Origin of the sequence: Dictyoglomus sp. NZ13-RE01 (genome assembly GCA_002878375.1) — a bacterium.
Classification (GTDB): Bacteria; Dictyoglomota; Dictyoglomia; order Dictyoglomales; family Dictyoglomaceae; genus NZ13-RE01.
Map to the genome: position 1 here is coordinate 1 of NIRF01000004.1, position 11,599 is coordinate 11,599.

At 34.7% G+C, this 11,599-nt stretch carries 10 protein-coding genes; 4 read left to right on the forward strand and 6 right to left on the reverse strand.

The annotated features are described in order from the left end of the window. The 4 genes from CBR30_04260 to CBR30_04275 form a co-directional block, all read left to right on the forward strand. Positions 1 to 199, forward strand: a 199-nt coding sequence (locus CBR30_04260) for a hypothetical protein (GenBank protein PMQ01626.1), incomplete at its 5' end; no start/stop codon positions are given. A gap of 103 nt (positions 200 to 302) precedes the next feature. After that, positions 303 to 1,256, forward strand: a complete 954-nt coding sequence (locus CBR30_04265) for a ribose ABC transporter permease (GenBank protein PMQ01627.1) — start codon at positions 303 to 305, stop codon at positions 1,254 to 1,256. A 59-nt stretch (positions 1,257 to 1,315) separates the two neighbouring features. Continuing rightward, positions 1,316 to 2,332, forward strand: a complete 1,017-nt coding sequence (locus CBR30_04270) for a sugar ABC transporter substrate-binding protein (GenBank protein ID PMQ01628.1) — start codon at positions 1,316 to 1,318, stop codon at positions 2,330 to 2,332. Positions 2,333 to 2,387: 55 nt separating this feature from the next. Further along, positions 2,388 to 3,878, forward strand: a complete 1,491-nt coding sequence (locus CBR30_04275; protein ID PMQ01629.1) for a D-xylose ABC transporter ATP-binding protein — start codon at positions 2,388 to 2,390, stop codon at positions 3,876 to 3,878. Here the strand turns inward: CBR30_04275 and CBR30_04280 are convergent. The 6 genes from CBR30_04280 to xylB all read right to left on the reverse strand — a co-directional run bounded on the left by CBR30_04280 (position 3,875) and on the right by xylB (position 11,525). Beyond that, positions 3,875 to 5,290 carry a hypothetical protein gene (locus CBR30_04280; GenBank protein ID PMQ01630.1) on the reverse strand — a complete coding sequence of 472 codons (1,416 nt, stop codon included), beginning with the start codon at positions 5,288 to 5,290 and terminating at the stop codon, positions 3,875 to 3,877. The genes CBR30_04275 and CBR30_04280 overlap by 4 nt on opposite strands. 62 nt (positions 5,291 to 5,352) lie before the next feature. After that, positions 5,353 to 6,345, reverse strand: a complete 993-nt coding sequence (locus CBR30_04285) for a ribose ABC transporter permease (GenBank protein ID PMQ01631.1) — start codon at positions 6,343 to 6,345, stop codon at positions 5,353 to 5,355. 15 nt (positions 6,346 to 6,360) lie between these two features. Continuing rightward, positions 6,361 to 7,878 carry a D-xylose ABC transporter ATP-binding protein gene (locus CBR30_04290; GenBank protein ID PMQ01632.1) on the reverse strand — a complete coding sequence of 506 codons (1,518 nt, stop codon included), beginning with the start codon at positions 7,876 to 7,878 and terminating at the stop codon, positions 6,361 to 6,363. Between the two features lie 58 nt (positions 7,879 to 7,936). After that, entirely contained in the window at positions 7,937 to 8,932 is a 996-nt protein-coding gene (locus CBR30_04295) for an ABC transporter substrate-binding protein (protein PMQ01633.1), read from the reverse strand. Between the two features lie 102 nt (positions 8,933 to 9,034). Beyond that, entirely contained in the window at positions 9,035 to 9,985 is a 951-nt protein-coding gene (locus CBR30_04300; GenBank protein ID PMQ01634.1) for a carbohydrate kinase, read from the reverse strand. Further along, a complete protein-coding gene (xylB, locus tag CBR30_04305) occupies positions 9,975 to 11,525 on the reverse strand; it encodes a xylulokinase (GenBank protein PMQ01635.1) in 1,551 nt (516 codons plus the stop codon). The genes CBR30_04300 and xylB overlap by 11 nt, the downstream gene beginning before the upstream one ends. Between the last annotated feature and the right edge of the window lie 74 nt (positions 11,526 to 11,599).

The window sequence follows — 11,599 nt, forward strand, 5'->3', positions numbered from 1 at the left end:
ATTTATGGGAGCATTGTTAGTTATTTACTTAACATCAAAAATAGAGAAGGGAGAGCATAGAATAAAGTTATTAAAAGAGGAATTAAAGAGAGGAATAATAAGCTTCATAAATTTTGCCTTAAGAATAATTGAGATATTAAGATTGAGGTTAAAGATAAGCAAGAAAGGAAGAATTGTGCTTATGATTGGGGGTGATTAAAAATGATTACAGATCAGAAAAACAAGTAGTTGACAAAAATTTTTTACAATGTTAAACTAAGAATCGGTTGCGTAATTGTTAAAGAAAGGAGCTGATTATAATTATTAGAGAAAGTTTAGTTAAAACCACCAAAAGATTCTATTTTCGTGAGTTAAACATTCTATTAGCTCTCATCGTTCTCAGCCTTATAATAACTATAATCAATCCAAGGTTTTTAACCCCTTTTAATCTCCAAATAATAGCAAGACAAGTTGCAATTTTTGGATTACTTGCTATTGGTGAAACATTAGTGATAATTGGTGGAGGTATAGATCTATCAGTAGGTTCGTTAGTAGCAATTACAGGGGTATTAGTTGCTCTTTTTATGAAAAATGGAATAGACATGATCATATCAATAATTTTAGTTCTTTTAATATCCTCTCTTATTGGTCTCTGGCATGGATTTTTTGTTACCAAATTAAATGTTCCTCCTTTTATTATTACCTTAGGTACTTTAACAGCAGCAAGAGGTCTTGCTTCTGTTATAACAAAAGGATGGCCTATTATTGGGTTACCTGAAAAATTCTTTTTTATAGGGCAAGGGGATATTCTTGGTATACCATTTCCTTTAATAATTCTTATCTTTTTTGCCTCTATTGCCTTCTTTGTTACAAAATACACTGTATTAGGGAGACAATTATATGCAGTAGGAGGAAATATTGAGGCTGCAAGACTTTCTGGCATAGATGTGGATAATAGAAGAATATTCACCTACATTGTAAGTTCCTTTTTAGCAGGAGTGACAGGAATAATCGTTGCATCAAGATTAAGTCAAGGTCAGGCAGGGGTTGGAGGAGGATATGAGCTTAGCGCTATTGCAGCTGCAGTAATCGGTGGAACCTCTCTCTCTGGGGGAGAAGGTACAATCTTAGGGACAATTATTGGAGCAACTATAATGAGTGTTATCTACAATGGACTCATTCTTTTGGAAATATCATCCTATTGGCATGATGTGGTTATGGGTTTTGTAATTGTTACTGCTGTAACTCTTGATATTTGGAGAAAAAGGAAGAGATAAAGGAGGTGAGATATTTAAATTTTCCTTTTCCCAAAAATTATTAAAAGGGGGAGTAAAAAATGCGTAAGATTTTACTTTTTGTTCTCTTAGCTTCTTTAGTCTTAACTTTTTCAGTTAGCTATTCTAAGGAAATCCATGTGGCAGTAATTGGAAAATCGGTACATCCTTATTGGTCAGAAGTAGAATTAGGTGTTAATAAAGCTGCAAAAGATTTAGGTATAAAAGCAACATTTTTCGTTCCACAAAAGGAAGATATTCCCGCACAAATTGCGCAAATGGAATCTTTCATTGCAATGGGAGTTGATGGGATTGCTATAGCTCCATCTGACCCTACCGCTATTGCACCAACTATTGAAAAGGCTATGGCAAAAGGAATTCCTGTTATTACTTTAGATACTGATGCTCCACAAAGTAAGAGATTGGTTTATATTGGTACTGATAATTACTCTGCAGGAAAGATTGCAGGACAAGTAATGTCTGACCTATTGGGAGTTCGCGGTGGTAAGGTTGCTATAGGGACTGGCTCTTTAACTGCAATGAATTCTTTGGAAAGAATGAGAGGATTTATGGATGGTATTGCAAGCAATAAGAGGATAAATGTTGTAACAAAGCCAGCTCTTTGTGATTTTGAAGATACAGGAAGAGCTGTCACATTAGCAGAACAAGCTCTATTAACTTATCCTGATCTTAGAGGGTTCTTTGGTGTTTATGCTTTTAATGGTCCTGCAGCTGCAAAGGCTGTAAAATCTGCAGGTAAAGTAGGACAAGTTATTATTGTATGTTTTGATACAACACCTGAGCATATGCAGTTAATAAAAGAAGGGGTCATAGCTGCAACCGTAGGACAAAGACCATATATGATGGGATATAAGAGTGTAGAGACATTATTCAAAATGGCAACAAAAGGAGTAGATGCTACATTAAAAGAGCTTCCAGCAAATAGAGTAATCGATACTGGAGTTGATGTTGTTGCTGGTGATAAATATGTAAAGAGTATTAAGAGTGTCCAAGCCCTTACTGTAGAGCAATATAGAAAGAAATTAAATGAATTAGGAATTCCAGTACAAGGATGGTAAAAAAAATCAGGGAGGGCATACGCCCTCCCTTAAAAACTTTTTTGAGGTGGTATAAATGAGCCAAGAACTACTTTTAAAAATGGAAAATATTTCAAAACATTTTCCAGGAGTTCAAGCCCTATCAAATGTAGACTTGGAAGTTTATAAAGGAGAAATTTTAGCACTTGTTGGCGAAAATGGCGCAGGCAAATCTACTCTTATGAAGATTTTGGCTGGTGTCTATCAAAAAGATTCAGGAAAAATCATATTTAAGGGAAGAGAAATAGAGCCATTAAATCCAAAACATGCTCAGGAGTTAGGTATTTCCATGATACATCAAGAATTTAATCTTGTTCCAAATTTGGATATAGCTACCAACATTTTTTTAGGAAATGAACCTAAAAAGGGTAAACTCATAAAAACCTTTGATTATAAAACCGCATTCAATAAAGCAAAAGATCTACTAAATTTAGTAGGATTAGACATATCTCCTGATACCATAATCAAGGATCTTACTATAGCTCAACAACAAATCGTAGAAATTGCAAAGGCTTTAGCCCTAAAATCAGAACTAATAATAATGGACGAGCCTACATCTGCATTAGCAGGAAAAGAAGTAGAAAGACTTTTTGATATTATTAGAAGATTACAAAATGAAGGAATCTCAGTAATTTTTATCACTCATAGACTTGAGGAAGTTTTTAAAACTGCAAATAGGATTGTAGTTTTAAGAGATGGAAAAAGAGTAGGTGAATTAAAAACAGAAAATGCACGGATAGATGAGGTAATAAAGATGATGGTGGGAAGAGACATTAGAGTCATTCCAAGAGCTTCCTTTAGTATCTCAGACAACATTATTTTAGAAGTAAAGAATCTTTCATCAAGATCTATTAAGAATATTAATTTTTACTTGAGAAAGGGAGAAGTATTAGGTATTGCTGGTTTAGTAGGAGCCGGAAGAACAGAGATTGTAAGAGCCCTTTTTGGAGCAGATCCCAAAACATCAGGAGAAATTTATTTAGAAGGAAAAAAAGTTCAGATAAATTCGCCTAAGGATGCTGTAAAATTAGGCATTGGGCTTGTACCTGAAGATAGAAAATTACAGGGACTTATCCTTAACATGGCAGTTCATGAAAATTTGTCTTTACCAAGTCTCCCCTTCATATTTCCAAAAGGGAAAATAAATTTCAAAAAAGAATTTGAGTTAGTAAATAACTTTGTAAACAAGCTAAAAATACGTACCCCACATATCTTTCAAAAAGTAAATAATCTATCAGGAGGAAACCAGCAAAAAGTAGTTTTAGCAAAGTGGCTCGCATTAAAACCAAAAGTGCTCATTTTAGATGAGCCTACGAGAGGCATAGATGTTGGAGCTAAGGCGGAAATTCATTCTCTAATTGATCAATTAGCAAAAGAAGGAATAGGAATAATCCTAATCTCATCGGAACTTCCTGAGATCTTAGCCTTATCCGATAGAATCCTTGTCGTATCTAAGGGAAGAATTACTAAAGAGCTATCAAGAAAGGAAGCTACCCAAGAAAAGATTATGGAATATGCAATAATTTAAATTTTCTTTCTCTCCCTTACATATAGTAATTCTAAGTTTTGGAAAACTGGAAATTTTCTTAATGCATTAAGGGCATTATTCCAGATATTATTGATTTCTTCCCCTAAATTCTCTTCACCAACTTTAAAAATTACATCTACAGAGTTCTTTATAAATCCCTTTATTTCCTCCTCTGTGTATTTTGGTAAATTCTTGTAAAAGTATACCCAGTTAGGTTTTAGATTTTCTACAATATTTTCAAAAATATATTTTACCTCTTGAATATTGCTCTCTATAAATTCTTCCCATGATGTTATTAATTTTTGATAAACATTATATTTTTTGTAATAATTAACCACTTCTATCCAAAATCTCCAAAAAGTAAATATGAGAAGTAGTTTTGGGTCTTCTTCAAAGGAGACTATTTTCTTTTCTTTTAAAAGCTTACCAAGAATATTTTGAGTTCTTACCCTCTCAAATATGGAACTATCCAAAATCTCCTTTAAGGTTTTTTCTCCATCAAAAAACCAAGAGAAAAATTCTTCCTCAAAGGACTCATAAGGTTTAACAAAAAGATAATAGTTATTTAGATTTTCTTCTATAAAGTTTGATATTTCAAAAGTCTTTGCAGCATCAATTACCATATCAATTCGTGTTCTTCCTAAGGTAAAAAAAATTTTTATTCCTTCTCTTGAAAATTTCTCTATGGGCTCCAACTCGTATTCATTTAAATGTCTGTAAAAATAATGCCAAGAAACCTTATCGTTACTCGTTAAATCATCAAAAATATCTTTTACTTTTTCCTCTCTTTTATTTAAGAAATTTTGCCACTCTCTTCTAATTGTTCTTTCATTTACTGCAATTTTAGGATACTCCCGAAGAGCATGCACCCAATATCTCCAAAAAATATAAAGCCAAAAGAGCTTCGGGTCCTCATTGATTCTCAGCAATTTCTCCTCTCTTATTAGCTTTCTAACAATATCTAAGGTTTTTACTTTCCCTAAAACGCTCTCTTCTGCTACATCTTTCACCTTTTTCAAACCATCAAAAGAAGATGAAACAGCTTCTTCTTCTATCGCAAGTCCATCTACCCTTACGGGCAATAATATCATATCTCCTAAATAATCCATTAAATCCATATATTTTGCTGCTGCTATCAATATTTCAAAAGGATCCAAATCTAAAGTCAAACTTGGAGCTTTCTCATCTGGAATAAACACAAAACTTCCTTTTCCCCACAAAGCTAAATCCAACAGAGCATCCATATTTTCCAGTAACCCTAATCTGGCATAAACAATTCTACCATCTTTAAAAAATACTTCCGCTTTTCTATCCTTATCTTCTACTTGAAATTTACCTGTTTTTCTTCCTGAGGAAAGAAGTTGAAGTACCTCCCAAAGAGGTAAACTTAATAAATCTCCCCTTAATCCCATTTTTCATCTTCCTCCTAAATATTTAACTTTTATTTCCTTTTAGCAGGCGGTTTTTTACTCTATTACTTCATTAGTCCTAATCTTCTTTTTCTATATTGATCGAATATGATAGCTAAGATAATTATAGTTCCAATAGCTGATGGTTGCCAATAGGCAGGAAAACCTAATAGCACCATACCTGTTCTTAAAACTTGCATTATTGCTGCACCAATCAAAACTCCTAATATAGTTCCTTCACCACCACTAAGAGATACTCCTCCAATTACCGCCGCTGCAATAACATCCAATTCATACCCTTGGGCTGCAGTGGGAGCAGCAACACCAAGTCTTGCTGTCATCAATAAACCACCTATGGCTGTAAGAAATCCACACAATGTATACACCAATAATTTAATTCTACCAGTATTTATTCCAGAAAGTCTTGCAGCCTGCTCATTTCCGCCAACTGCATATATCTTATATCCCCATGAAGTCCTATTTAAAAATAGCGAAGTTAATATTCCAATAATTATCATTACCACTACAGGCAAGGGAATTCCAATACCAAAGAAGGGAATATCATATTGCCCCCAAAAAATAAAACTTCTTGGTAATTCCCTTACAGGCCATCCACCTGTTAAACCATAGCAAAAACCTCTTGCAATATTCATAGTACCTAATGTCGCAATGAAAGGAGGTAGATTGGTCTTGCTAACTAAAAAGCCATTTATAAAGCCTACAAAGGCTCCAACTAATAAACCTCCCAATATAGATAGAAAATCCCCTAAGTTAGCTCTTAACATCATAGCAGTAATTAATCCAGAAAGAGCCATTACAGAACCAACAGACAGGTCTATTCCTCCCGTAATAATAACCATACTTATTCCAAAGGCACTGATAGCAATCCATGAAAATGCTCTTAAAATATTAAAAATATTTGTAGAGGTTAAAAAGGTAGGAGTAGCTATACTAAGGAATATAGATAAAGCTAATAAAATAACTAAAATACCAATCTCTTGAAATCTTTGGAATTTTAAAAATTGGGAAGTTCTTTCCGATAAATTTCTGTTTTTCATTAAATTACCTCCTCCTTAACTCACCTTAGAATTTATTCCACTTGCAGCATATGCCATTATCTTTTCTTGAGTTGCCTCTTCTCTACTAAGTTCTGCAACTATCCTACCCTCATTCATTACTAAGATCCTATCACTCATAGCTAAAACTTCGGGTATTTCTGAAGATATCATAATAATACCAATTCCTGATTTTGCTAATTGGCTCATAATCGCATGAACTTCCGCTTTCGCTCCCACATCAATACCCCTCGTAGGCTCGTCTAAAATAAGTACTTTTGGTTTTAATGCAAGCCACTTCGCTAAAACTACTTTTTGCTGGTTTCCTCCTGATAAATACAAAACCTTCTGAAGCAAACTTGGAGTTTTTATATTTAACATTTGGACAAAATTCTGAGCAATTTGTGTTAACCTGTTTCTATCTACAAACAATATTCTTTTCAAGTTATCTAATACTGAAACACCAATATTTTCTCTAACTGCAAGGTTTAAAATAAGTCCCTGGTTTTGCCTATCCTCAGGCACAAGTCCAATACCTAATTTTACAGCATCTTCTGGTGAATTTATATCAACTTTTTTACCCTCCAAATAAACTTCTCCTGTATCCTTTTTGTCTGCACCAAAAATTAATCTAACCATCTCTGTTCTTCCAGAACCAACCAACCCGGCAACTCCTAAAATCTCACCTTTATGAAGTTTAAAATTGATATCCTCAACTACTCCTTTCTTTGAAAGATTTTTAACTTCTAAAATTACATCTCCTAATTTTGCCTCTTCTTTTTTGAACATATCTTGAAGAGGTCTATTTACCATTAAGAATATAACCTTTTCCATAGTTGCTTCATCTTTATTCATTACTCCTACTAATTTACCATCCCTTAATATGGTAATTCTATCTGCAATTTTAAAAACCTCTTCTAATCTGTGAGATATAAAAATTACTGAAATTTCTTGCTCTTTTAACTGCTCAATTATCTTAAAGAGTCTCTCTACCTCCTCAGGACCAAGAGCAGAAGTAGGCTCATCCATAATTATTATCTTTGCCTTAAAAGATAATGCTTTTGCAATTTCAACCATTTGCTTTTCTGCAATAGATAAGTTTCTTACAAGTTCCTTTGGAGATATGTTTGCTCCAAGAGTATCCAAAAGTTTCTTCGCCTCTTTCTCCATCTCATCTACATCAACAAAACCCAAGGTTCCTAATATACCCTTTTTCTTCGGTTCTCTATTACAAAAAATGTTCTGAGCTACCGTTTGATTAGGAGTGAGATTAAATTCTTGATAAATGGTACTGATCCCTAAGTTTTGAGCATGAAAGGGATTTTCAATTTCAATTCTTTTCCCCTCTAAATAGATTCTTCCACTATCTTTTTTATAAGCACCACTAAGAATTTTCATAAGAGTAGATTTACCTGCACCATTTTCACCAACAAGCCCCATTACCTCTCCCTTATAAACTTCAAAATCTACTCTATCAAGAGCTTGAACCCCTGGGAAAGATTTTGATATTCCTTCCATTCTCAAAAGTGGCTCCATCAATATAACACCTCCATATTTAAAGGGGAGGGATTTGCCCTCCCCAACATTTTACTCTTTAGAATGCTGGTGGAAGAGGAGTCTTGAAATCTTTAAGTAGCCATGCTCTAATCATTGCATCTACATTCTTCTTTGTTACTATGTCCATTCCACTATCTATCCAATCTGGGAACTTCTCTCCCTTTACCACCTTACGATATAAGATATCTACGGTATCGTAGCCCCAGCCCCAATACTTTTGTCCAACAAGTCCGCAGAGTAATCCTTCTTTCAAAAGTTGTAATTCCACGGGAAGAGTATCAAATGCAACTGTAAATACCTTCTTTGCTTTTGCTGCTTTCTCCCAAAGAGGCATAGAACCACGCTCTGCAAATAATGGCCAAAGCCCTACAAAGAACCAGCCTCTAAGTTTTGGATATGCCTGCATAACCTCTTCTACTACTTGAACACCCTTATTAATATCATCATAGCAGGCTACTGTTGTTACAATCTTAATGTCTGGATATTGTTTAATTTCATCTCTAAATCCTCTCATTCTCTCTTCCAAGTTAAGTGCTCCAGGAACACCTGTGAGCATTGCAATATCGCCTTTAGTTCCCATTGCTTTAACTAATAGTTTCGCAGCCCATCTTCCTCCTTCATAGTTATTAACGCCAAGATAAGTAAATCTCTTGCTCTTTGGAGAATCAGCATCAAAAGTCATAACAGGAATTCCTGCATCTACAGCTTTATTAATAACATCTATCAAGGCGGTAGGATCATTACAAGAAATTCCTATCCCATCCACTTTTCTTGCTATTACATCTTCCACTACTCTTGCCTGTTCTGTAGCATCTGAGGCTACTGGTGCCACATATAATATCTCTACTTTATATGGTCCTTGTTTTGATAATTCCTCCGCTCTCTTAAAAGCTCCATCTCTTCCCAACTCAAATACTGGATTGTTTAGTGCTTTTGGTATCCAGGCAAAAACGAGTTTTTTAGGTTGTTGAGCAGTTGCGGACATAAGGATAAAGATTACAATTAAAGAAATTACTAAAAGAAACTTTTTCATGAAAGACACCTCCTTTTAAAATTAGAAAGGAGACTCTGTTGAAGAGAAACTTTTACTTTTCCACCACCTCCTTTAAAATTTTAATTTATTTTAGCATAAAATTTATTTGAAAACAAGTTTATCATTTATAAAAGATAAAACTTCCTCCCATTTAGGAATTCCAGACGATGCTCCAACTTCTCTAACACAAAAAGCTCCTAAAGCATTCCCCAATAAAGCACAATTTTTAATATCCCAACCTAAAAGAACACCCTTCAAAAAACCTGCAACGTAAGCATCCCCTGCTCCTGTAGTATCTTTTACCTCTACTTTGAAAGCAGGAACAAGATATTCTTCTCTTCCATTTGTTACATAAGAGCCCTTTTCTCCCATCTTTATAGCTACCACCTTAACTCCCCTCTCTAAGAAAAATCTTGCTATCTCATCTGGTTTATTTTTATGAGATATTGCCTTTGCCTCTTCATAATTAGGTAAAAAATAATCTAAAAAGGGGAAAACAGGTTCCATATTTTCAGACCAAGTATTTTGGGAGTTCCAGACGGTATCAAGAGATGTGATTATGTTATAATTTTTGGCTATACTTAGAAGTTTTCTTGTAGGCTCACCATCCAAAGAAGGCATTACATTAGTTCCTGCTATATGCAATATTTTTGTTTTTAATAACATTTCTTCAGAAATATCCTCTAAGCTTAGATTGTAATTTGCTCCTAAGTAATGCCAAAAACTTCTCTCTCCTTCAGAGGATATTGCAACCATTGTAGCGGAAGTCTTCTTTTCTAAATCTTTTTTAATGCCATCTGTAATTACTCCATATTTATTAAGCTGAGATATAATGAATTCGCCAAAACCATCATCGCCAACTCTTGCAATTACACCAACTTTTACTCCAATTTTAGCTAATGCTATCGCAGTATTTACAGCACACCCCCCAGTACTTAGAGTAATTTCATCAATTAACATTAATTTGCCTTTCTCAGGCATAAAATCGATAGGTTTCCCTAATACATCAGCTACCGCAATTCCCACACAAAGCACATCGATTTTATCCTTCATGATATTTTTCTACCCATAATGCCAATTTTCTAAAGTAATCCTTCATAATAGGATATAATTCTTTGTAAAGTCCGTAAAGTTCTTCATAAGCCTTCAAATTTTTCTCATTTGGTTCTTCTCTTGTTACCACTTTAATAGTTGTGTCACATGCAGATTCAACGCTATCAAAGATTCCTACACCAACACCTGCAAGCAATGCAGCACCATATGCCGCTCCCTCAGTAACATTTATAGTAACTATAGGAGTCCCGAAAATATCTGCTAATATTTGCCTCCATAGAGGACTTCTTGCTCCTCCTCCTGAGGCTCTTATTTCCTTTATTTCAATACCAAGCCCCTTTATCAACTCCAAAGAATCCCTTAATCCAAAAGAAACTCCCTCAAGAAGAGACCTTACAAAATAAGGTTTAGTATGTCGTAGTGAAATACCTACAAAGACTCCCCTTGCTAATGGGTCTGGATAAGGAGTTCTTTCTCCTGTAAGATAGGGAAGAAATATTAAACCTTCAGAACCACGAGCAACCTTCCCAGCCTCCAATGTAAGAAATTCATACGGATCCTTTCCAGTCCATTTTGAAAGAGAAATCTCAGTATCCCCAAAAGCATCTCTAAACCATCTAAAAGATCCTCCAGCAGAAAGCATCACTCCCATAGTATGCCATTTTCCAGGGACAGCATGACAAAAAGTATGAAGTTTTCCTTCTTTTTCCCTTTGTGGACTCTCCAAGTGAGCAAAGACAACCCCTGAAGTTCCCAATGTTACAGATACAATTCCATTTCTTACAATACCTGTACCTACCGCTTGAGCAGCCTGATCCCCTCCTCCTCCCACTACTGGAATACCTGGAACCAAACCAATCTCTTCCGCTACACTTTGTAATACCTTTCCAGTAATTTCAGGAGATTCATAAACCCTTGGCATCCAATCCTCAGGAATTTCCAATAAAGAGAGCATCTCTTTAGACCATCTTCTATTTTTTACATCAAAAAGAAGAGTTCCTGAAGCATCTGAAACTTCGGAGGCATATTCACCTGTAAGTCTATAACGAATATAATCTTTTGGAAGTAAAACTTTCCTCACTTTTTCATAATTTTCTGGTTCATTCTCTCTTAACCATAAAATTTTTGGGGCAGTAAATCCTGTTAAGGCAAGATTTAAAGTAAGCTCTAATAATCTTTCTATTCCACCAACTCTCTCAACAATCTCATCACACTGCTTTGCTGTTCTTTGATCATTCCAAAGTATTGCTCTTCTAATCACATTACCATTCGCATCTAAAAAAACGGAACCGTGCATTTGACCTGTTAATCCTATTCCCTTTATATCTTTTGGTGAAATACCTGAATTTTTTATAATCATTTGAATTGCCTTCTTAGTTGCCTTCCACCAGTCCTCAGGGTCTTGTTCAGACCAACCTGGATAAGGAATATGTAATGGGTATTCTTCTGTCCAAGACTGAATAACATTCCCATTTTCATCTATTAATAAAGCTTTAGACCCAGATGTTCCAACATCAATCCCAAGTAACAAATCTACCACCTCTTTTCACACGTTTTTATAATATTGTATTAAATCGTTTTTCTAATGTCAAGAAAATAATTTTTGATAAAAAG

Bases quoted from the DNA above. Each gene is read 5' to 3' on its own strand.
- CBR30_04270 (PMQ01628.1), top strand. From the start codon at position 1,316: ATGCGTAAGATTTTACTTTTTGTTCTCTTAGCTTCTTTAGTCTTAACT.
- CBR30_04275 (PMQ01629.1), top strand. From the start codon at position 2,388: ATGAGCCAAGAACTACTTTTAAAAATGGAAAATATTTCAAAACATTTT.
- CBR30_04280 (PMQ01630.1), bottom strand. From the start codon at position 5,290: ATGGGATTAAGGGGAGATTTATTAAGTTTACCTCTTTGGGAGGTACTT.
- CBR30_04285 (PMQ01631.1), bottom strand. From the start codon at position 6,345: ATGAAAAACAGAAATTTATCGGAAAGAACTTCCCAATTTTTAAAATTC.
- CBR30_04290 (PMQ01632.1), bottom strand. From the start codon at position 7,878: ATGGAGCCACTTTTGAGAATGGAAGGAATATCAAAATCTTTCCCAGGG.
- CBR30_04295 (PMQ01633.1), bottom strand. From the start codon at position 8,932: ATGAAAAAGTTTCTTTTAGTAATTTCTTTAATTGTAATCTTTATCCTT.
- CBR30_04300 (PMQ01634.1), bottom strand. From the start codon at position 9,985: ATGAAGGATAAAATCGATGTGCTTTGTGTGGGAATTGCGGTAGCTGAT.